Here is a 22,656-nt window from a genome sequence, read left to right on the forward strand (position 1 = left end):
AATGAAAAGTATCGTATTCTTATTATTATGTGCAATTAGTTTAAATGCACAAACCATCAAATCAAGTGGAACTCATTTTCTTGATGGGATAAAAGATAAAAGTTGGGCAAACGCCAATGGAGAAAATTTTGCGAATGCAAAATTCAAATCTTATACAGGAACTTGTTATACTTTATTGGAAGTTGATGAAACGGTTGAAGTTAGTTTTCAAGCCTTTTCTATTATAAAAGCAGGACGACTTGAATTCAAATTAATCGATGAAAAAGAAAATCAGTATTTTTATTGTAGCGCAACAAAAGAATGTGAATTGTTGAAAGACGTTATCCTTGAAAAAGGCAAAAAATACAAACTGCTTTTCACAGGAACAAATGCCAATGGAAATTATGAAGTTACGTGGAAAATAAGAAAAAAATAAAAGTCAATCAAAAAACGAACAGTCATGATAAAAATCGAAAAAATTTCAAAAGTCTTCAGAACGGAAGAAGTAGAGACAAAAGCACTTAGCGAAGTTTCAATCACAATCAATCAAGGAGAATTTGTAACCATTATGGGTGCATCAGGAAGTGGGAAATCGACACTTCTAAACATCGTTGGACTTTTAGATGGTGCAACAAGTGGAAGTTACCAATTATTAAATCAAGAAATGATTGGCATGAAAGAACAAGAAAAATCAAAAATTAGAAAACAAAATATTGGTTTCATCTTCCAAAATTTTAACCTGATAGACGAACTTTCAGTTTTTGATAATATCGAATTACCATTGATTTATAACAATGTTCCATCATCGGAACGAAAGAAAAAAGTTGAAGCAATTGCCGAAAGACTAGGAATTTCGCATCGATTGAAACATTATCCGCAACAACTTTCGGGCGGACAACAGCAAAGAGTTGCTGTGGCTAGAGCGTTGATTAACGATCCAAAAATCATTTTAGCCGATGAACCAACAGGAAATTTAGATAGTAAAAACGGAAACGAAGTCATGGAATTATTGACGGATTTACATGCTAATGGTTCCACTATTTTAATGGTTACACATTCCGATTATGATGCGTCTTTTTCGCAAAGAACGATTATAATGAAAGACGGAATGGTGCTTTCAGAAAAAACAAATAGCAGAAACGTAGATGTTTTTGTATCTTAAAACAATAATTTAAAAAACATAAAATCATGACTAAATTAATTTTAACAATTACCTCATTATTAGTAGGTTTAGTAGCAACAGCGCAAGTTTCTGAAAACAGAAATGTAAGCGATTTTTCAAAATTGAAAGCTTCACAAGGAATTGAAGTTTTTTATACCGTTTCCAATTCAAATAGTATAAAAGTTGAAACGGATGACAATGAAAGAATGCAAATGATTAAAACCGAAGTAGAAGGCCAAACCTTGAAAATTTTTGTTGATACTGAAAATTCCAAAAAGCCAAAATCAAAAAAGTGGAACAACAGAACTATCAACGGCGTTAGTTTTAATGTTATAAAAGTGTACGTAACTGGAAAATCATTATCTGAAATCAAAGCCAGTTCTTCGGCAAGTATCAAAATTCAAAATTTGAATACAACTGAAAGATTAGAAGTTGCAGCAAGTTCATCTGGAAGTGTTTCTGGGAATTTTGAATGCGTTGATTTTAAAGCCGATGTTTCTTCAAGTGGCGATGTCAAAGGAAATATCAATACCAAAACAATTTATGTAGAAGTGAGTAGTTCAGGCGATGTTTCTTTAGACGGAAAAGCAACTTCGCTTGAAGTAAAAGCTAGTAGTTCGGGCGATTGTAATTTGAGAGGTTTATCAGTGGAAAACGCAACAGTAAAAGCCAGCAGTTCTGCCGATGTTACACTAACCGTTACAAAATCGTTAGAAGCTGCAGCGTCATCGAGTGCTGATGTTAATTATTATGGAAATCCTTCGCAAGTGAATGCTGATAAAAGTTCATCGGGTTCGGTGAATAGGAGATAATAGTTAAAAGTAATCATCAAAATCATTATCAAAAAACGAATAAATCATGCTAAAAAACTGGCTACACCTATTTTTATATCAAATCAAAAACAACAAACTGTTTACAGCTTTGAATGTTTTGGGATTGAGTATTGGAATCGCAGGATTAATTTTTGCCATTCTGTATTGGAATGACGAGCAAAGTTACAATGCTTGGAATCCAAACAAAGACAAAGTTTTTCAATCCATTAGTCAAGTTGCTCCAGACATGTATTGGGCAAGTAATGTTGCGGCATTAAAAACATATTTCGAAAAAGATTTCCCCGAATTAGAAGCTTATTGTTATCTCGAAAATTGGTACTACGAGGAATTAGTTCAATATAAAAGCAAAAAAGAAATTCTAAAAATAACCGATTCTCAAAATAAATTTTTTGAATTTTTCCCGTTTCCGTTTATTAAAGGTTCTTCAAAAACCGCTTTGAAAGACAATGCAAGTATGGCAATTTCGACAAAAGCTGCTGAAAGACTTTTTGGCAATGAAGATCCGATAGGCAAAGAAGTGCGTTATTCAGGAAGAACTTTTGTAATCAGAGGTGTTTATGAAATCACTGGTAAATCATCGTTAATGCCAGAAGCAGTTACAAATTTGATTGAACCAAAAATACAGGAAAACATCAATCATTGGGGAAATTTTAATCACGGATTATTGTTAAAACTCAAAAATCCAGATGATGCTCCAAAAGTTGTTGCCCGAATGGAGAAAATCATGTTCGAAAATCGAGTAGTACGATGGGCAAAAGAAGAAGGAATATCGGTTGATGAATGGCTGAAAAAGAACGGACAGCAAAGTACAATGTTTACCTTGGAACCATTGTCAAAATCACGTTTACATTCCGTAACTGATGGTTTTGCAGAAGGAAAAGGAAATTATCAATTCTTGATGATTATGCTCGGATTATCCATCTTAATTTTGATTTTATCTATCGTGAATTACATCAATTTGGCTACAGCCAATGCTATAAAAAGGGCAAAAGAAGTTGGTGTGCGAAAAATTATTGGTGCGTCAAAAATGAATATTATCAAGCAATTTATTTTCGAAACAACACTAATTACTTTGTTTTCTATCTTACTTTCTTTGGTAATTGTTGAACTTTCGTTACCATATTACAATGAATTTTTGAATAAAAAATTAATCATTCATGGCGAACAATTTTACCTTCAATTAATTTTAATTTTCTTTTTCACTATAGCCGTAGCAGGTATTTTTCCTGCGATTTATGTGTCAAATTTCGAAACGTTAAAAGTGCTGAAAGGTAATTTCGGTAGAAGTAAAAGCGGCATTTGGTTGCGAAACGGAATGCTGGTTATGCAATTTGCTATTGCAACATTTTTCATCATCGGTTCTTATATTGTTTACCAACAAGTACAATTTTTAAATACTAAAGATTTAGGTTTCAAAGGCGAACAAGTACTTTCTATTCGCTACAGAAATATATACGATTGGAAAGAGAATGATTATAAGCAAAAACTTTTCAGTCGATATTATATGATTAAAGATCAGGTTTCAAAAATAAAAGGCGTAGAACAAGTTTCCACTGGAGCGTTTGATTTTGGAAATGGTTCGGGTTCGTCTTCTAGTTTTGATTATAATGGGATAACAGTTCAAGGTCAGAACATGGGAATTGATTTTGGAATGCTCGAAATGATGAAAATCGGGTTAAAAGAAGGAAGATATCTTACCGAAAAACTGGCTTCGGATACTATCAACACAATGTTGATTAATGAAACTTCGATGAAGCTAATGAAGGAAAAAAATCCATTAGGAAAAGAAGTTGAGTGGAATGGAAATAAACTTAAAATTGTTGGAGTTGTAAAAGATTTTAATTTGTATAGTCCACAAGCCGAAGTACCGCCAATGGTGTTTTTTCACTTCAAAACCATCGATTGGATGCTTCAAAATGCTAGTAGAATTCATGTTAAAGTGGATGGAAAAAACATGGAACAAACTATTGCCGATATTGAAAAATTTTGGACAAAAAATGTCGATTCTGAATATCCATTTGAATATGACTTTGTTGATAAGGCTTATGCAAGAACCTATGAAGCTTATGTCAAACAAAGAAATCTATTTTCATTATTAAACGTGATTGTAATCTTGATAGCCATTTTTGGATTATTTGCTTTGGCGTCATATTCCATCCAACGAAGAATGAAAGAAATCGCCATTAGAAAAACGCTCGGTGCTGAAACCAATGTTTTACTAAAAGAATTATCAAAACAATATGTGTTTTTCTGTATTATTGGATTTTTAATCGCTGTTTTTCCAGTGTATTATTTACTCGGAAAGTGGCTTGAAAATTTCGCTTCCCGAATAGAGATTAGTTTCGTTCCGTTTGTCGTTGGATTTGTTGTTTTGTTGATTTTAACTCTAATTGTAGTGCTTTCGCGAGCTTATCAAGCCACAAGAATGGATGTTTTAAAATATTTGAAATACGAATAACAATTTCAAAAATCAACATCAAAAGTCAATTTCAACATCAAAAGTCAATTTCAACATCAACTTTAAAAATCAAAATCAGTTTAATCCGTGAAATCTGTGGCAAAAAAATATTGACATGAATAAAAAAGTTTTTTTTCTAGTTTTCATTTATACACTTTGTTTTTCTGTATTTGGTCAAGAAAATTCCTGGCCTTTGCAGAAATGCATTTACGAAGCGATGAAGAATTCGATTGACATAAAAATCAGTCAACTTCAAGTAAAAAAATCACAAAAATTGCACAATTCTATAGCAAATCAAATGTTACCAGCAATTTCTTTTACAGGAAATCAAAGCTATAACTTTGGTTCAACCATTGATCCATCTACCAATGGAAGAGTTAGTTCTAACATTCAAAACGATAATTTCTTTTTGAATGCACAAATGAATTTGATTGATTTTAAAAATTTTGCCATGGCGCAAAAGACAAAAATTGACATAGAAAAAGCCAAAGCTGATTTAGCCGTTATTGAAAACGAATACCAACTTCAAATAGTGGAAAGTTATTATCAAGCACTTTTTACTCAAGAATTGCTTAAAATTCAAAATGAACAATTCAAAAACGCACAATTTAACTTGAATCGTGTGCAAAAAGAAGTTGAAATTGGCAGTAAACCTAAAAGCGATTTGTATGATATGCAACTCAGTTTCGCCCAAGAAGAAATTAGGATTTTACAAGCGGAACAATTGTTTTTAATACAAAAAAAGCAACTTTTTCAATTGATGAATGTTGAAAATCTTTCCATAGCCGAAGTTTTTTTGGAAAATTTTATTGATAAAAATACTGCCAAAAATTCCGTTGAAAATAATCCAAAAATTCGAGCTGCCGAACTTGGTTATCAAAGTAGTTTGAAAGATACAAAATTGGAACGAGCTAATAATTTACCAACGTTAACAACCTTTTACGGATTTTCAACTTTTTACTATAAACCATTAAATCAACCCGATGTTGTAGTAGATAATTTCAACAAACAGGTTAGTGACAATAAAAATCACCAACTCGGACTTCAATTAAGCGTGCCAATTTTTAATGGATTTAGAAATAATCGCCGAGTTTCAGCAACTAAGATCGAAGCCGAAAAATCGAAACTTGTAATCGAGCAAGAAAAGTTAAAAGTCAAAAACCAAATCGATATCGAAACCCAAAATAAAGTCAATTTTGAACAATTGGAAAAGAAATTAGAAGAGATGAAAACTTTTGCCGATGCTTCTTTTCGAACATCACAATCAAAATATGCTTCGGGAGTTATCGATGCTATCGTTTTTTCGGCAGTTAAAAATCAGTTGCTTTCTGCGGAATACGATTTGCTTAAAAATCAATTGCAAATTCAGTTTGCCGACATCAAAATCAATCTAATTCAAGGAAAAGTCTTGTAGCGGTTTTTCCCAATCAAACTATAAATATTTTCAATTCTTTAACTATTGTTTCCAAACATTTCGTAGTATCTTTGCAATTCATATTAAGTTTAAATAAAAAGTCTATCAACTTTTAAATTTTTAAACTCATAAACTTTTAAATAAGAAGATGAAGCTAGATAGAAAAGAAATCCTAAAAGCGTTAGAAACTATTACTATTGCTGGTGAAGGAAAAAATATGGTAGAAAGTGGTGCGGTTAAAAACGTACTTATTTTTGGCGATGAGGTAACAATAGATTTGCTGATTGCAACACCTGCAATGCACATAAAAAAACGTGCCGAAGACGATATTAAAAAATTAATTCACGAGCAGTTTTCTCCAAATGCAGTCGTGAAAGTAAATATTAAAGTTGAAGCCAAAGAAAATCCAAACGAAATCAAAGGAAAAGCCATTCCCGGAATTTCAAATATTATTGCAGTAGCTTCAGGAAAAGGTGGCGTTGGAAAATCTACAACTACAGCAAATTTAGCCGTTACTTTAGCCAAAATGGGATTCAAAGTTGGAGTTCTTGATGCCGATATTTATGGTCCAAGTATGCCAATAATGTTCGATGTAGAAAACGAAAAACCAATCTCTGTAGAAGTTGACGGAAAATCAAAAATGAAACCTATTGAAAGTTATGAAATAAAATTACTTTCAATCGGATTTTTCACTTCTCCAAGTCAGGCTGTTATTTGGCGTGGACCAATGGCTTCTAAAGCATTAAACCAAATGATTTTTGATGCCGATTGGGGAAATCTTGACTTCATGTTAATCGATTTACCACCAGGAACAGGCGATATTCATTTGTCAATCATGCAGTCGTTACCAATAACAGGTGCAGTTGTCGTAAGTACGCCACAAGCCGTTGCTCTAGCCGATGCTAAAAAAGGAGTTTCCATGTTTTTATCAGAAGCTATCAATGTTCCTGTTCTCGGAATTATAGAAAATATGGCCTATTTCACTCCAGAAGAACTACCAAATAATAAATACTACATCTTCGGTCAAGAAGGTGCAAAAAATCTTGCGCTTGACCTTCAAGTTCCATTTCTTGGCGAAGTTCCAATTGTTCAGAGCATTCGCGAAGCAGGAGATTATGGTCGACCAGCAGCGTTACAAACAGGTTCTGTCATAGAAACAGTTTTTGAAGAAATTACAAGAAATGTAGTTGAAGAAACGGTAAAAAGAAACGAAACACTTGCTCCAACCGAAGCAATAAAAATAACAACAATGGCAGGATGTTCTGCTGTGAAAAAATAGTACTCAGTTTACAGTCTCAGTTTATAGTTTACACTGTTTTCTGCGACTGAAAACTGCGACTGAAAACTAAAATAAAGTATGACAAACGAAGAATTAATTTTAAACATCGAAAAAGCACTGAACGAAATCAGACCATTTTTGAATTCGGATGGTGGCGATATTAGTTTGGTTTCTGTTGAAGATGAAAAGCACGTAAAAGTTCGTCTTCAAGGCGCGTGTACGTCTTGTAGTTTAAGCATCAGCACTATGAAAGCTGGCGTTGAAACTACAATCAAAAAATATGCACCGCAAATTGAAACTGTAGAAAACGTAGCTTAATTTTATTTTGGCGTTACCAGTTTGCTTCGTGCCTCGCAATGACTGGTCGGGCTATTCGCTGTATCTTTTGTTCCGTAAACTCCACAAAAGGATGCCGCTTCTATCCCTAACGCAAATCCATGAACTGACAAATGTCATATAATAAAAAAATTATGTTTTAGACTTTTGTATGTATAAACTTCTAAACACATAAACCCATAAACTTTTATAATGATTACAACAGATATACTTATCATTGGCGCAGGTCCAACAGGACTTTTTGCCGTTTTTGAAGCCGGATTATTAAAATTAAAATGTCATATAATTGATGCTTTGCCACAACCTGGTGGACAATTAGCCGAACTATATCCCAAAAAACCAATATTTGATATTCCAGGTTATCCCGAAGTTCTTGCGGGCGATTTGGTTACCAATTTAATGGAACAAATAAAGCAGTTTCAACCTGGTTTTACTCTCGGAGAAACCGCCGAAACCATCGAAAAATTAGAAGACGGAAGTTTTGTAGTAACAACCAATGAAGGAACAAAACATCATGCAAAAGCAATCGCCATTGCTGGTGGATTAGGAACTTTTGAACCTAGAAAACCAATTCTAAAAGATTTAGAGTTCTACGAAAAAGAAGATCGAGGTGTTGATTATTTTGTGAAAGATCCAGAAAAATATAGAGGAAAAAAAGTAGTGATTTCTGGTGGTGGCGATTCGGCATTAGATTGGTCAATCTTTTTGTCCAATGTAGCTTCTTCAGTAACTTTAGTGCATAGAAGAAACGAATTCCGTGGTGCTTTAGATTCAGTTGATAAAGTACAAGAGTTAAAGCAAGAAGGAAAAATAAAATTAATTACTCCAGCAGAAGTTGTTGGTTTCAAAGGTTCAGAAAGAATTGAAGCAGTAGATATTGAAATCAATGGAGCAAGAATGAACGTTGAGACTGATTATTTTATTCCGTTATTTGGATTGACGCCTAAACTTGGAGCAATTGCCAATTGGGGATTAGAAATAGAAAAAAACGCTATTAAAGTAAACAACGCATTAGATTATCAAACCAACATCGACGGAATTTACGCCATTGGTGATGTGAATACGTATCCAGGAAAATTGAAGTTAATTCTTTGCGGTTTTCACGAAGCAACATTGATGTGTCAAAGTGTTTACAATAGATTAAATCCTGGAAAAAAATACGTATTAAAATATACAACGGTTTCCGGAGTTGATGGTTTTGACGGAACAAGAAAAGAAGCGGAAAAAGCAGTTGTAAAATCAATTGATTAATTATCCTGCAAGGTTTTTAAAACCTTGTAGGTGTTTATAAAAAGTAAAATGCCACAAGACATCACTCTAAAAATAACCGACCGAAACGGACAAATTCACGAAATTCAAGCACCAACAGACATGAACTTAAATGTCATGGAAGTTATTCGAATGTATGAGTTAGCCGAAGAAGGAACCGTTGGTGTTTGTGGCGGAATGGCAATGTGTGCATCATGTCAATGCTACGTTTTAAATGATGTAATTTCGTTAGAACGAAATCCCGATGAAGAAGCTATGCTTTGGGAAGCGTATCATGTTAAAGACAATTCACGATTGGGTTGTCAAATACGAATTACCGAAGAAATTGATGGATTAGAACTTGAAATTGCACCAGAACAATAATAGAAGCGAGATGAAATTCTCGCTTTTTTTGTAACAAAATTTTAACACTTACGTATAAAAGAATATCTCATCAAATCAATTGGGATTTTACTTTTAATGGATCAAAACACCTATTCTCCGGGATTACATAAATTAGTCACACTTCAAGTAGATGAGGTAGATTTGCTAACTAACAGCAGTGCTTTTATCGAGTTTTCTGAAAAAATCATTCAAGATTTTGAACTTGAAAAAGTTGGAATAATTACCCACAATTTTGAAAATAATAGTTTTACCATTGCTATTTGTTTAAAAGAATCTCATATTTGTATTCATACTTGGCCTGAATTTAGACAGCTTACGTTGGATGTTTACTTGTGCAATTATTTACAAGATAACACTCAAAAAGTAAAAAGTATTACCAATGAGTTTGTAACCTTTTTTAAGGCAATTGTTTTAAAAGATTTTGAAATTAATAGATAAATTTGAGTATGGATTTTTCTTGCTATCATTGTAATACGGTTACCAAACTTGATGTAAAAATTGAGGTTTCTTATTTTTCCTGCCCAAATTGTGCAACTATTTATAGTAGAAACGATTCTAATGATTTTGTTTTCAAAGAAAGACACAAAAAAGTTGATTATAACAATGCCTTTTCTATTGGCCAAAAAGCAGAATTTCATGGAAGTGTATTTACAATCATTGGTTTTTTGGTTAAAAGCGGTGATTACAATATCAGATGGATTGAATATGTGTTGCAAAATGATAAAAAAGAATTTTTATATCTTTCAGAATCATCGGGAAACTTTATACTATTAGAACAAATTGAGTTTGAAAAAAAAGTAGGCAATCACCCATTAACGGTTGACTATTTGGATAATACCTATGATAGATTTGATTATTCCTATCCAAAACTTGATTATGCGGCTGGTTTTTTTGATTTTAATGTTTTGAACAATGCAGAATTAATCGAATATATAAATCCGCCATTTATCCTGTCATTTGAAAAATTTGGACAAGAGCAAACCGCGTTTTACGGTAAGCATATTTCAAGAAGTGCTGTAAAAAAAGCATTCAACACATCGGCAATACCATCAAAATCAGAGATTGGAATGGTAGAACCTTTCTTTATTAATGTTAGAAATTTGGTCTTGACTTTTTGTGCAGTTGGGTTTTTAATCATTTTTACCCATTGGTATTTCAACCAAGATAGATTAGAACAAGAGGTTTTGAATGCCTCAATTCCATTTGAAAGTTTTACTTCCAAAGAATATGTAAGTCCATCTTTTGAGTTAAAAGGAAGTTCGGCACCTTTACAAATTTCGGTTTATTCAAATGTGAATAATTCTTGGGCAAATGTTCAAGTAGCTTTAGTAAACGAAAATACTAATGAAGAAGTTTATGCCTCTAAAGATATCGAGTATTATCACGGTAATACTGATGGAGAAAGTTGGTCTGAAGGAAGTACATCAGAGAATTTTAATATTTGTGGCGTTGCAGAAGGTAAATACCATTTATCAATTACACCTTCCAAAGCTCCAGAGGATTTGTCAAATAGTTTGCTGGTTGTAAGTGCAACATGGAACAAACCTTCGATGCGAAATATTTTTATGACATTTATTTTTATGACAGTTTTTGTTGTTATAATTTTTTACCTTTCAAAGTATTTCGAAGAAAAAAGATGGGGTAATTACTAATATTAATTTCAAATGGAAAAAGTATCAGATTTTATTAAAGAAAATTATCTATCAATTATAATAGCTATAGGTTTTTATGGGTTATTCCTATATTATACAACGCAAGGTAATAGTTTATGCGACTGTGAATCGACTGAAAATTACAAACCCACAAATTCAGGACGTAGTTCTGTAAATCGTTTTTATCATAAATAACTAAAAATATAATATCATGAATATATCACAACTTGTTATCAACTCATTAGTGTTTTCTGCCGTTGGAATTGCAATACTTTTTATTGCTTATTTTATCATTGAAAAAATTACTCCCGAAAATACCTGGAAAAAAATTACTCAAGAAAATAATGTTGCTGTAGCTATTGTTTTCGCAGCCTTAATTATTGGAATTTCAATGATTATTAGCGCAGCAATTCATGGGTAAAAAATTCCTTAAATTTGAATATTTACTACTTTTTGCTGTTTTTACCATTGCCACTTGCGGACTAGTTTACGAGTTAGTTGCAGGAACTTTGGCTAGTTATTTATTGGGTGATTCAGTAAAGCAATTTTCTTTCATCATTGGAGTGTATCTCTTCTCGATGGGAATTGGGTCGTATTTTTCAAAATTTATTACCAAAAATCTACTCAATACTTTTGTAGAAATAGAAATTCTAGTCGGATTAATTGGTGGATTGAGTTCGGTTATTCTTTTTTTGTTGTTTGAAACCGCTTTTGCCTTTCAATTTATTCTTTATTTTTTAGTTTTCATCACAGGATGTCTTGTCGGATTGGAAATTCCGTTACTAATGAATATTCTTAAAGATAAAGTAGAATTCAAAGATTTGGTTTCCAACGTTTTTACATTTGATTACATTGGAGCTTTATTAGCATCCATTCTTTTTCCGTTAATTTTAGTTCCAAAACTCGGAATTATTGGAACATCTTTATTCTTCGGAATGATTAATATTTCTATTGCTATTGTACTTTGTTATTTGTTAAAATCAGAATTAAAAAAAGTAAAATTACTCAGAGCAAAAGCCATTTTTTCTTTTCTAGTTTTATTGATTACTTTCTTTTTCTCCGAAAATATCCTGTCCTATTCAGAAGGTAAATTGTATGGCGAAAATATCATTTATACCAATTCAACGCAATACCAACGTATCGTTTTAACCCATAATAAAAGCGATTATCGATTATATTTAAACAACAATCTTCAATTTAGTTCTGCCGACGAGTATCGTTATCACGAAGCTTTGGTTCATCCAGCAATGTCAATGGCAAAAAAAATTGAACATGTATTAGTTCTTGGCGGTGGCGATGGTTTGGCTGTTCGAGAAGTTTTAAAATATAAAGAGGTAAAAAAAGTTACTTTGGTCGATTTGGATGAAGGAATGACCAAGTTGTTTAAAACCAATCAGGTATTGGTTGATTTCAATAAAAATGCTTTGAATAATCCCAAAGTTACGGTTTACAACAAAGACGCTTACATTTGGGCAAAAGAAACCAAAGAGAAATTTGATGTAGTTATTATCGATTTTCCAGATCCTTCCAATTACAGTTTGGGTAAGTTGTATTCATTGAATTTTTACAGTACGATGCAACAACTACTGTCACCAGATGCAGTTGTGGTAATTCAAACGACTTCGCCTTATTTTGCTCCAAAATCTTTTTGGTGCATCAACAAAACGGTAATGCAAGTTTTTCCACAAATTGATGCTTATCATGCATATGTTCCATCGTTTGGAGAATGGGGTTTTACCATAGCAATAAATGGTTTTGGGACTAATTTCAATAAAGTAAATAGAACCGTTGACGGATTGCGATTTTACAATTATCAGTTTGAAAAATTCAATTATTTTTCCCAAGATATGATTTCAAAAGACATTGAAATTAATCGATTAGATAACCAAGTTTTAGTACGCTATTTCGATGAAGAATGGGGGAAATTATAGTAGTTCGAGAAGGAATTTCTTCAAATTTTTAGGAGCAACTTTACTGATTGTTCCGCTTCTCGATGCTTGTAAAGAAAAAGTAATTACGCTTTTAATTCGGCTATCAGGAACCAATCATATTTTAGGACATAAACTTCGCGTTAAGAATTTTCCAAAAGCTTCTAATCAAATTTCTATTCCGTATTTAATTGTTGGTGGCGGAATTACCGGTTTATCTGCTGCAAGACAACTTTCTAAAAAAGGAATTTCCGAATTTTTGTTGGTTGAATTAGAAAATCATTTGGGTGGAAATTCTTCCAATGGTGAAAATCAATATTCTAAATTTCCTCTTGGTGCGCATTATTTGCCTCTACCAAACCAAGAAGATAAAGAGTTACTGCAATTTCTAGAAGAAGAAAAAATTATTTTAGGTTATGATGAAAAAGGATTTCCAAAGTTTGATGAAACGCAACTAACGTTTTCACCAGACGAACGATTATTCTACAAAAACAACTGGCAAGAAGGAATTGTTCCGAAAGTTGGAAATTCAGCAGAGGAAGACGCAGAATTACTTCGATTTTTTTCGATGATGGATGATTTTAGAACTAAAAAAGATGACTTTGGTTTGTATTGGTTCAATATTCCGATGGCTTTATCTTCTCAAAATGATGCCGTTAAAAGTTTGGACCAACTAACTATGAAAGAATGGTTAGAACAACAAAATTTTAAATCAAATCCGCTTTTGGTTTATGTAGATTATTGTTGCAGAGATGATTTTGGTTTAGGATTTGAATTCGTTTCTGCTTACGCCGGAATTCACTATTTTGCTGCGAGAAAACAAAACAGTACGCAAGATAAAAATGATAACGTTTTAACTTGGCCCGAAGGTAACGCAAGATTAACGCATCATTTAAAAAAATATTCCAAAGGAAAAACATTGCAAAATCATTTGGTTTATGAAGTGAAAATCGAAAATGGTAAAGCAGTAGCCTTGGTTTTTGATGATAAAACAAAAACTTCTATTGAGATTATTGCCGACAAAATTATTATGGCAACTCCGCAATTTGTTAATCAATATTTGTTTGAAGACAGAAAAGAATTTACCAAAGATTTTCATTATGCACCTTGGCTTTTGGCAACATTAGTAGTTTCCGATTTAACCGATAATTTTAGTTTTCCTTTGTGTTGGGATAATGTGGCTCACGATTCAAAAGGATTGGGTTATATTTACGATCAACATCAGTCTTTGCAGCAAATTCACGATAAAAAAGTGATTACGTATTATTACAGTTTCTCCTCATCAGATTGTGGGAAAAGCAGACGAGAAATCTATAAAAAACCAAAAGAGCATTGGAAGAATATAGTATTTGAAGATTTAAAAGTTGCGCATCCTAACATAGAAGAAGTAACAGAAAGTATTGATATTCATCTTCTAGGACACGGAATGATTAGTCCTAAAAACGGATTTTTATTTGGCGAAAGCAAACAAAAAGCAGCGCAATCTATTGATGATAAAATCTATTTTGCACATTCGGATTTATCGGGAATATCTATTTTTGAAGAAGCTTTTCATCAAGGTATTAATGTAGTAAATAAAATAGTGTAATGGTTCAACCTTGGATACATAAAGCCAAAACCGACGGAGTTTTTATACTTGCACCATCATTTATTGTGTTGGCAATTGTTTTGTTATTTCAAAATTGGTTAACAGATATCGAAGAAAGTTATTCGTTTTATACTTGGTTGTTTTTAATTGTTTTTATTGATGTTGCTCATGTTTATTCTACATTATTTAAAACCTATTTTGTTGCTTCAGAATTTCAAAGAAGGAAACAATTGTACATTGGATTACCTATTTTTTGCTTCTTAATTGGTTTCATTTTATTTTTATTTGGAAGTCAGGTATTTTGGTCTGTTTTGGCTTATGTGGCTGTTTTTCATTTCATTCGTCAGCAATATGGTTTTATGCGATTGTACTCTAGAAATGAAGATAAAACCTATGCTTGGATAGATAATTTAATTATTTATTCTGCCACAATTTATCCTATGTTGTATTGGTTTTTATCGCCAAAACGAAAGTTCAATTGGTTTGTAGAGAACGAATTTTTGAAGTATGAAAATGCAAATATCCTTGAAGTTCTTACATGGATTTATTTTGCAATACTCGTATTTTATATTGTTAGAACAATTTATATTTCTATAAAATCTAACTATTTTAATATTCCAAAGAATGCTATTATTGTTGGAACAATGCTTTCTTGGTATTTTGGGATTGTGTACTTTAATAACGATTTAGTTTTCACATTATTAAACGTTGTCTCTCATGGAATCCCATACATGGCATTGATTTATATGAACGAAATTGAGAAAAAAACTAAAGAAGATTTGGGTTTTTTAAGTTTACTCAAACAATTTAAAGGTGTGCTAATTTTTATTGTAATCTTATTTATTATAGCTTTTTCAGAAGAATTTTTGTGGGAGATTTTAGTTTGGAACGAACAAATTTCAATTACAAATTTCGACTTTTCAAATTGGCAATTTATCTTAGTTCCTTTGCTAACAGTTCCTCAGTTTACTCATTATTTATTGGATGGATTTATTTGGAAATCCAAAAAGTGATTAAGTTACAACCCCAAAACCACTTTCGCTTTAGGAAAAATTCTTTCCACAAATCTAGAATAAGCCAAGTCTGAAGGATGCAAACCATCGTTAGCAACTAAGGTAGGTTGAGCCAAACCTTCTCGAGTAATGTCAGTAATATTCACAAAAGTGATATTGTTTTGAATACAATAATTTTCTGCGAAATTATTATAAGTATCTATTTGGCTTGAAATAGTTGCATTTCCATTTCCAAATGGTGTGTAAGCATAATCTGGAATGGAAACAACAATAACATTATCCTTGTTGCCTTTGGCTTTCTCGATGGCAATATTTACCAATTCTGGAAATTCTTGTTCGTATAAATTAAACGGTTTGTTTTGATATTGATTATTAACCCCAATTAGTAACGTAATCAAATCATAGTTGTTTACTGGATTTTGTGATGCAATGGCGTTTTTTAAATTGGTCGTTGTCCAACCTGTTTGAGCTATAATATCAGTCAAAATATTATCTGATGCAGACAAGCTTTGCTTCAGTTTTATTTTTAACTGAATTGGAAATCGGCAAGTTTCACAAACGCTTTGTCCAATAGTATAACTATCGCCAAGTGCTAAATAACGGTAAGTTTTAGAAATAACAACTGGAGTTTCATTTTCAATAATTGTATCATTTTCCGCACTGCATCCAAAAAAAAGTGTGCAAATCAAAAAAAATGATATTATTGAGCGAAAACATTTCATGGTTTATACTATTTCAACAGTTTTTTCGATTTTTTCTTCAATTGCATCCCAAAGTCCAATTCTTTTTTCCAAAGCAGTGATGGAAACTTCTTTTACTTCGCGCCATTTTTGAGCGTCATTTCCACATAAGTCATTAATCATTTGCATTGCCATTGGTCCGTGTTCGTCAGCATCCAATTCGATATGTCTTTCGAAGTAGTAAATTAATTTTGATAAATCGGTTTCTGGGAAATTCTGTTGGAAACTTTTTAATATTTCGGTAAACATATTTGGAATTAAATCTTCTCTTCCAAAAGTAAAGGCAGCAGCAATTTTGTGTGCTTTTCCTTCTTCGATTACTCGGAAAGTAAAATCAAGAAAGTTTTTGATGTTTTGGTGTAAGTTGCTTTGCTTGATGGCAATGAAAACATTTTTAGTATCAACTACATTTTGCAAAAAAGTATGCAGTTCAATAGTATTTGCACCACAATCTTGCATAGCGTCAACATACATTTCAAAATGGCTAAGGCGTTTTCCATCCAGAGTCAAATCGCTTTCTTCTGCCAAAACAATTTCGTTGATTAAATATCTTGTTTCTGGATTTGCTGAAGCAAACCAAGGCGTTGTCGTACACGTTAGTTTACTTTGCAGTGCTTTTAACAGCGACATAAAATCCCAAACGGCATAAACATGACTTTCCAAAAACTGATGCAAATCATCAATTGTTTTTACTTTTTCATATAATGGATGTTGTAGTAATTGTTGTTTTTGGGGTTGAATTTTGGTGTTTATTTCAAGAATTGTCATAGCTTTTTTTATTATATACGAAGTATAATTATTTTAAGATTGTACTTCTCTACAAATGTAAAAATGCTTCTCGAAATGAAGAAGCATTTTATATCAATTTTATTTATTGTTTAATTGTATTTAAACCATTAAGGTATTACGTTTCGTTAAGTCTTAATTCTCTTAACTTGCTTAGTGGTTTTAATAAAAAATAAATTTATTTAAACGCTGGAATTCCAGTAATATCTGCGCCAGTAATCAGCAAGTGAATGTCGTGCGTGCCTTCATAAGTAATTACACTTTCCAAGTTCATACTGTGACGCATAATTGAATATTCTCCTGTAATTCCCATTCCACCAAGCATTTGACGTGCTTCGCGAGCAATGTTTATTGCCATATCGACGTTGTTTCTTTTTGCCATGGAGATTTGAGCTGTAGTTGCTTTTCCTTCGTTACGCAAAACGCCTAATCTCCAAGTTAGCAATTGTGCTTTGGTGATTTCGGTAATCATTTCGGCTAATTTTTTTTGTTGCAATTGAAATCCGCCAATTGGTTTTCCAAACTGAATTCTTTCTTTAGAATATCTCAAAGCTGTGTCATAACAATCCATTGCAGCACCAATTGCACCCCAAGCAATTCCATATCGAGCAGAATCTAAACACATCATTGGCGCGCCAAGTCCAGATTTTCCTGGTAATAAATTTTCTTTTGGAACTTTTACGTTATCAAAAATTAATTCGCCTGTTGCACTAGCACGAAGCGACCATTTGTTGTGTGTTTCTGGAGTTGTAAAACCTTCCATGCCGCGTTCTACAATTAATCCGTGAATTCTTCCTTCTTCATTTTTTGCCCAAACTACAGCAATGTCTGCAAACGGTGCATTTGATATCCACATTTTGGCACCATTCAATAAATAATGATCGCCCATATCTTTGTAATTTGTTACCAAATCTGATGGATTTGAACCATAATCTGGTTCAGTCAATCCAAAACAACCCATGAATTCTCCAGTGGCTAACTTTGGTAAATATTTCATTTTTTGCTCTTCCGTTCCAAATTTCCAAATAGGATACATCACCAAAGATGATTGAACTGATGATGTAGAACGAACTCCAGAATCACCTCTTTCAATTTCTTGCATAATCAATCCATACGAAATTTGGTCTAAACCTGCGCCGCCATATTCTTCTGGAATATAAGGTCCAAAACCGCCAATTTCTCCCAAACCTTTAATGATTTGTTTCGGAAATTCAGCACGTTGTGCATAGTCTTCAATAATTGGCGAAACTTCACGTTTTACCCAAGCACGAGCCGAGTCACGCACTAATTTATGTTCGTCAGTTAGCAAATCGTCTAACAAATAATAATCTGGTGATTGAAATAAATCTGGTTTCATTTTTTATCGTATAAAAGTAAAGTGAAAAAATGTACAACGTTTTTGTTACGAAAACGTTTGCAAAGGTAATAAAACATATTTGAGTTTCACTTTAACAATTGTTATTTTTTGGAGCTTATTCCAGCTGTTCGCTATATCTTTTTCTTTAAAAAAAAAGAAAAAGGATGCCGCTTCCATCTGGGCTAGAACTTGGTGTTGAATTATCGCTCCAGTTTTTTGAATGCTTCGTTTTTAGTAGTAAGAAATTCCATGGTTTCTAAAGTGTCTTCGCGTTGCATGATGGCTTTGTAGTTTGCATCGGTTTCACAAAAAGCCATGAATAAATCGAGTTCTTCCAGATTTACATCTAATTTTTTATAAAAAAATTCGTTGACATCAAATTTAGAAACAGCATATTCTTTAAAAGAAGCAAATTTTGATGCTCGATCTTTATCTTTCTTTTTGTTTGACTTGAATATTTTTTTAAAAAGCCCAACAAAATCAACACCATAAGGCATTTCTCCGGTATAAACGCCTAAAACTTTTGGGGAGTTTTCAAACTTTGCAATTTTTGCCATTCGTATTTCTTCGGGCGAAACAATAAAATTAACTTTTTCTACTTTGTTTATTGTGACTTCATCAAGTTCAATGGGTTTTTTGCTCAAATTGATGATAAGCTTTTCAAGTTTAAAATCTTCTTTTGTAAGTCTGATTTTAATGTCATAATAGTCATTGGATAACACAAAAAGTTCATCGCTAACTTTGGCTTCTATACTAAAGTTTCCTACAATATCAGTTGTGCTACTTTTTTTAGAATTCAGATTGACGATGTCGATTTTCTCTAAAGCCATTTCATTAAAAACAACTTTACCGTGAATTGTTTTTCTATCTTGAGAAAAGCAGTTCAAAAAAGTAAAAAAGAAAAGGAGTAAAAGTAATTTTTGCTTCAAGTGAATCGGTTTTAGTTTTCAGTTCTAAAAGTATCCGATTTAAGTGATGCTAAATGATAAAGGATTGTTAATTGTGATTTTTTTAATGATTTGACAATTACATTTTAAGGTAAAAATCCTTAGTTAGATTGATATAATCATCGGTATATTCGTGTCGATTGATTTCAATTACCAATTCGTCAGCCGTTAAAACCGAAAGTTCATAACGTTTAAAAGCGAGTAAACTTCTAACAATTGGAGTAGTGTGAGAACCTTTTACGCGAGTAACTTTTACTGGAAATAATTCAACTTCGGAACACAAATCAATAAAACGTTCTTCTTCTTTGTAAGGAATGATTACAGCAAAAATTCCATTTTCTGACAAAAGCAAATCAGCAGCTTCAATCAATTCTTCAAACGGCAAGGCGTCTTGAAAACGAGCCAAATCTCTTTGAGAATTATCGGTTTTATAATCTTCAGAATAAAACGGCGGATTGGAAATGATGATGTCATATTCGTCTTCGGGTTCTTCAACAAATTCGTCTAAACCAGCATGAAAACAAAATAATCGGTCGCTCCAATGCGAAGCTTCAAAGTTTTCTACGCATTGTTCATATGCATCTTCGTCAATTTCAAGTGCGTCTATTTGTTCGGCGTTAGTTCTTTGTGCTAACATCAATGATAAAACGCCAGTTCCAGCACCAATATCCAAAACCGAAAAAGGATTTTTTTCAATTGGACACCAAGCGCCAAGTAACACACTATCGGTTCCAATTTTCATAGCACATTTGTCTTGTTGAACAGAAAATTGTTTGAATGCGAATTTTGACATTTATTTTAGAAAATTAAAACCATTAAGAAATTAAGTGAATTAAGGCGATGCTTAATGAAACTTAATTTCTTAATGGTTCAAAATTATTTTTATGTTTTTACAAGTACATTTCTACAAGTCCTTCTGGTAAATCCATGATGACTTTTTTGTTTTCTCTATCAATTTTTACTAAAAATTGATCAATCATTGGTACAAGAATTTCCACAGAACCATTAACAACTTCAAACAATGGCTGGGATGAAGAATCGTTGATAGATATAATTTTTCCAAAAACACCTAATCGCTTGTCTTCAATTTCAAAACCAATAACTTCGTGAAAATAAAATTTATTACCCGAAAGTTTAGGCAACATCGATAAAGGTAAGTAAATTGCTAGCCCGATTATTTTATCGGCTTCTGCTTCAGAATCTACATCTTCAAATCGAACACGTAGAAAATCATTTTTGTGGAGTGAGCTGTTTTCAATAAAAAAAGGAACCAGATTTTTGTTGAATTCAACAAAAACTGATTCCATATTTTCATATAATTCGGGTTCGTCTGTATCTAAATAGATAAGAACTTCTCCCTTGAAACTAAATTTTTTAGCAATTTTACCTAAATAGAAACAATCTTCTTTACGCATAATTGCTTACTAAATTATGCTTCAGTTTCTTCGCTAGCTTCTTCAGCAGCTGGAGCTTCTTCTGTAGCAACTTCTGCAGCTGTTTCTTCAACAGCAACTTCAGTAGTTTCTTCTGCTACTTCTTCAACAACTTCTTCTGTTTTTGCAGCTTCAACAGCGGCAGCAACACGTTTGTCATTAGCTTCTTTTTCAGCTTTTAAAGCTTTTGCTTTAGCAGCTTCTTGTGCTTTTGATAAACCTTCTTTTTTAGCGGTTACTTTTCCAGTTTTTTCGTCTAACCAAGCAGCTAATTTTGCATCAGCTTGTTCTTGAGTTAAAGCACCTTTACGAACTCCGCCATCAAGGTGGTGTTTCAATAAAGCTCCTTTGTAAGAAAGGATTGCTCTAGCTGTATCTGTTGGTTGAGCACCATTGTGTAACCATTGAACCGCTTGGTCAAGGTTTAAATCAATTGTTGCTGGATTAGTGTTTGGATTGTAAGTACCAATTTTTTCTAGGTATTTACCATCTCTTTTTGAACGAGCATCAGCTGCTACGATCCAATAAAAAGGTTTCCCTTTTTTTCCGTGTCTTTGTAATCTAATTTTTACTGACATAATCTTTTTGATTAATTTGAGGTTCTCGACCTCGGTTATTTAAGGGGTCAAAGATAGTTTTTTTAATTTAAAATACAACTCACGAATTCACTTTTTGTTGATAGTGATAATTTTAACTGTAGTTTCAATTGAATTTTTTTGAAAATAAGTTAGTATTTTTGCTTTAAAAAGTTATTTTTGTCAAATAATAATTATGAATATGAAAAGAATATTGCCTCTGTTTCTATTGTTAGTTTCGCTTGTTTCTTGTGAAGAAGATGTTAAGTTTAATACACCTGGTTTTCAAGGTCAAAGAAATGATGTGTTTTGGAGAGCTAAAGATGCAAGAGCGTATATTTCTTCTTCGGGGGATTTAACAATTGATGGATTAACTCAATATGAAAAAGTTACTTTAGGAACAACTAGTACTAATTTAGGTAAATATTCATTGGGAACAACTAACCAAAGTAATTTTGCTTCATATACCCTGACTGTTGATGGCGTTTCTCAAGAGTTTGCTACTATTTCGGTTCCAGGACCAGTTTCAGCTGTAACTTTAGCATCTGGAGGAACTGGTTATACAGCTCAAAGTAATGCTGAGACATCAGGAGGAACTGGTAGTGGTTTATCCGTATCAACAACAGTTAATACTAGTGGAGCAATCACAAAAATTACTATTGTTGCTCCAGGAAATGGTTATAAAGCTGGTGATTTAATAACAGTTGTTGGAGGAAATCTGAACGGTAGATTTAGAGTTTTAAACGTTAGAAACAGTAATGGTGAAATTGAAATTACTGAATATGACGCAACAAAAATGACAGTTTCAGGGAAATTTAAGTTCAATGCTGCAAATGTTAATAGTCCTCAGAGTGGACAAGTATTTAATTTTCAGTACGGAGAATTTTATAAGGTTCCGATCTTTCCACAACAATAACAAGAGAACAACATAAAAAGTATAAAAACCATCCTAGGATGGTTTTATTTTTTAATAAAATCCAAATAATAAGCTGATTATAAGTTTATTTAAACTATCTTTGACCAAATTTTAAAAATTTAATATGAACATTTTTGTTGGAAGTCTTCCTTGGAGTATTGAGGAAGCAGATTTAAGAGAGTCTTTTGAGGCTTATGGAGCAGTAGACTCTGTTAAAGTAGTAACTGATAAATTTACTGGAAGAAGTAAAGGTTTCGGTTTTGTTGAAATGTCAAACGATGATGAGGCATTAAAAGCAATTGAAGAATTAAATGGTGCAACCGTTGAAGGTCGTACAATTGTAGTAAACAAATCTGAACCAAAACCAGAAGGTGAAAGAAGATCTTTTAACAACAATCGTTCAGGCGGAGGTTATAATGGAGGTGGAAATTCTCGTGGCGGTGGTTACGGTGGTGGAAACAGAGACAATAATGGTGGTGGAAATAGAGGAAGATACTAATAAATATTCTTTACAAATACCAAAAAAGTCAACTCAACCGAGTTGGCTTTTTTTGTTTTTAGAAGCAACACATTCAGGCAAAAATAAACCCTATTCCTGCTTTCGCCT

General features: G+C 32.6%; 24 protein-coding genes. 17 read left to right on the plus strand and 7 right to left on the minus strand.

Features of this window, described 5'->3' with window-relative positions; genetic code table 11:
- Nucleotide 1 precedes the first annotated feature (1 nt).
- From IAI56_RS00390 to IAI56_RS00460, 15 genes are all read left to right on the plus strand, one after another.
- On the plus strand, nucleotides 2-415 hold the full coding sequence (locus tag IAI56_RS00390; RefSeq protein ID WP_187655986.1) for a hypothetical protein: 414 nt from the start codon (nucleotides 2-4) through the stop codon (nucleotides 413-415).
- A gap of 24 nt (nucleotides 416-439) precedes the next feature.
- Nucleotides 440-1,141, plus strand: coding sequence for an ABC transporter ATP-binding protein (locus IAI56_RS00395; RefSeq protein ID WP_187655987.1), 702 nt, complete (start codon nucleotides 440-442; stop codon nucleotides 1,139-1,141).
- Nucleotides 1,142-1,167: 26 nt separating this feature from the next.
- Nucleotides 1,168-1,953, plus strand: coding sequence for a head GIN domain-containing protein (locus IAI56_RS00400; protein WP_187655988.1), 786 nt, complete (start codon nucleotides 1,168-1,170; stop codon nucleotides 1,951-1,953).
- Nucleotides 1,954-1,999: 46 nt separating this feature from the next.
- Complete coding sequence (locus tag IAI56_RS00405) at nucleotides 2,000-4,432, plus strand: ABC transporter permease (RefSeq protein WP_187655989.1); 2,433 nt, start codon at nucleotides 2,000-2,002, stop codon at nucleotides 4,430-4,432.
- A gap of 115 nt (nucleotides 4,433-4,547) precedes the next feature.
- The gene (locus IAI56_RS00410; protein WP_187655990.1) at nucleotides 4,548-5,846 is read left to right on the plus strand and encodes a TolC family protein; all 1,299 of its coding nucleotides are present in this window, start codon (nucleotides 4,548-4,550) and stop codon (nucleotides 5,844-5,846) included.
- 148 nt (nucleotides 5,847-5,994) lie between these two features.
- Nucleotides 5,995-7,125, plus strand: coding sequence for an Mrp/NBP35 family ATP-binding protein (locus IAI56_RS00415; RefSeq protein ID WP_187655991.1), 1,131 nt, complete (start codon nucleotides 5,995-5,997; stop codon nucleotides 7,123-7,125).
- Nucleotides 7,126-7,203: 78 nt separating this feature from the next.
- A complete protein-coding gene (locus IAI56_RS00420) occupies nucleotides 7,204-7,443 on the plus strand; it encodes a NifU family protein (RefSeq protein ID WP_133533236.1) in 240 nt (79 codons plus the stop codon).
- A 210-nt stretch (nucleotides 7,444-7,653) separates the two neighbouring features.
- Entirely contained in the window at nucleotides 7,654-8,712 is a 1,059-nt protein-coding gene (locus IAI56_RS00425) for an NAD(P)/FAD-dependent oxidoreductase (RefSeq protein WP_187655992.1), read from the plus strand.
- A 48-nt stretch (nucleotides 8,713-8,760) separates the two neighbouring features.
- A complete protein-coding gene (locus IAI56_RS00430) occupies nucleotides 8,761-9,093 on the plus strand; it encodes a 2Fe-2S iron-sulfur cluster-binding family protein (protein ID WP_187655993.1) in 333 nt (110 codons plus the stop codon).
- A gap of 96 nt (nucleotides 9,094-9,189) precedes the next feature.
- Entirely contained in the window at nucleotides 9,190-9,552 is a 363-nt protein-coding gene (locus IAI56_RS00435; protein ID WP_187655994.1) for an S-adenosylmethionine decarboxylase family protein, read from the plus strand.
- Between the two features lie 8 nt (nucleotides 9,553-9,560).
- On the plus strand, nucleotides 9,561-10,766 hold the full coding sequence (locus IAI56_RS00440) for a DUF4178 domain-containing protein (protein ID WP_187655995.1): 1,206 nt from the start codon (nucleotides 9,561-9,563) through the stop codon (nucleotides 10,764-10,766).
- 211 nt (nucleotides 10,767-10,977) lie between these two features.
- A complete protein-coding gene (locus IAI56_RS00445; RefSeq protein ID WP_187655996.1) occupies nucleotides 10,978-11,187 on the plus strand; it encodes a DUF350 domain-containing protein in 210 nt (69 codons plus the stop codon).
- Nucleotides 11,180-12,697 (plus strand): polyamine aminopropyltransferase, encoded by a 1,518-nt coding sequence (locus IAI56_RS00450; RefSeq protein ID WP_187655997.1) that lies wholly within the window; start codon nucleotides 11,180-11,182, stop codon nucleotides 12,695-12,697. Before IAI56_RS00445 ends, IAI56_RS00450 begins: the two co-directional genes overlap by 8 nt.
- Nucleotides 12,675-14,282 (plus strand): FAD-dependent oxidoreductase, encoded by a 1,608-nt coding sequence (locus IAI56_RS00455; RefSeq protein ID WP_187655998.1) that lies wholly within the window; start codon nucleotides 12,675-12,677, stop codon nucleotides 14,280-14,282. The genes IAI56_RS00450 and IAI56_RS00455 overlap by 23 nt, the downstream gene beginning before the upstream one ends.
- On the plus strand, nucleotides 14,282-15,295 hold the full coding sequence (locus tag IAI56_RS00460) for a hypothetical protein (protein WP_187655999.1): 1,014 nt from the start codon (nucleotides 14,282-14,284) through the stop codon (nucleotides 15,293-15,295). Before IAI56_RS00455 ends, IAI56_RS00460 begins: the two co-directional genes overlap by 1 nt.
- A 5-nt stretch (nucleotides 15,296-15,300) precedes the next feature.
- Here IAI56_RS00460 and IAI56_RS00465 read toward each other — a convergent pair whose 3' ends face one another.
- The 7 genes from IAI56_RS00465 to IAI56_RS00495 form a co-directional block, all read right to left on the minus strand.
- Nucleotides 15,301-15,984, minus strand: a complete 684-nt coding sequence (locus IAI56_RS00465; protein ID WP_317192468.1) for an SGNH/GDSL hydrolase family protein — start codon at nucleotides 15,982-15,984, stop codon at nucleotides 15,301-15,303.
- A 36-nt stretch (nucleotides 15,985-16,020) separates the two neighbouring features.
- A complete protein-coding gene (locus IAI56_RS00470; protein WP_187656001.1) occupies nucleotides 16,021-16,803 on the minus strand; it encodes a DUF3050 domain-containing protein in 783 nt (260 codons plus the stop codon).
- Nucleotides 16,804-16,999: 196 nt separating this feature from the next.
- Entirely contained in the window at nucleotides 17,000-18,178 is a 1,179-nt protein-coding gene (locus IAI56_RS00475; RefSeq protein WP_187656002.1) for an acyl-CoA dehydrogenase family protein, read from the minus strand.
- A gap of 200 nt (nucleotides 18,179-18,378) precedes the next feature.
- Entirely contained in the window at nucleotides 18,379-19,107 is a 729-nt protein-coding gene (locus IAI56_RS00480; protein ID WP_187656003.1) for a hypothetical protein, read from the minus strand.
- Between the two features lie 97 nt (nucleotides 19,108-19,204).
- A complete protein-coding gene (locus IAI56_RS00485) occupies nucleotides 19,205-19,918 on the minus strand; it encodes a tRNA1(Val) (adenine(37)-N6)-methyltransferase (protein ID WP_187656004.1) in 714 nt (237 codons plus the stop codon).
- 97 nt (nucleotides 19,919-20,015) lie between these two features.
- Nucleotides 20,016-20,540: a ribosome maturation factor RimM gene (gene rimM / locus IAI56_RS00490; protein ID WP_187656005.1), complete on the minus strand. Its 525-nt coding sequence runs from the start codon at nucleotides 20,538-20,540 to the stop codon at nucleotides 20,016-20,018.
- A gap of 14 nt (nucleotides 20,541-20,554) precedes the next feature.
- Nucleotides 20,555-21,136, minus strand: coding sequence for a 30S ribosomal protein S16 (locus IAI56_RS00495; protein WP_187656006.1), 582 nt, complete (start codon nucleotides 21,134-21,136; stop codon nucleotides 20,555-20,557).
- A gap of 199 nt (nucleotides 21,137-21,335) precedes the next feature.
- Here IAI56_RS00495 and IAI56_RS16175 point away from each other — a divergent pair, with 199 nt between their 5' ends.
- Nucleotides 21,336-22,049: a DUF6252 domain-containing protein gene (locus tag IAI56_RS16175; RefSeq protein WP_187656007.1), complete on the plus strand. Its 714-nt coding sequence runs from the start codon at nucleotides 21,336-21,338 to the stop codon at nucleotides 22,047-22,049.
- Nucleotides 22,050-22,173: 124 nt separating this feature from the next.
- The gene (locus IAI56_RS00505; protein WP_187656008.1) at nucleotides 22,174-22,548 is read left to right on the plus strand and encodes an RNA recognition motif domain-containing protein; all 375 of its coding nucleotides are present in this window, start codon (nucleotides 22,174-22,176) and stop codon (nucleotides 22,546-22,548) included.
- Nucleotides 22,549-22,656: the final 108 nt, after the last annotated feature.

The organism is Flavobacterium macrobrachii, from assembly GCF_014486675.1.
GTDB lineage: Bacteria > Bacteroidota > Bacteroidia > Flavobacteriales > Flavobacteriaceae > Flavobacterium > Flavobacterium macrobrachii.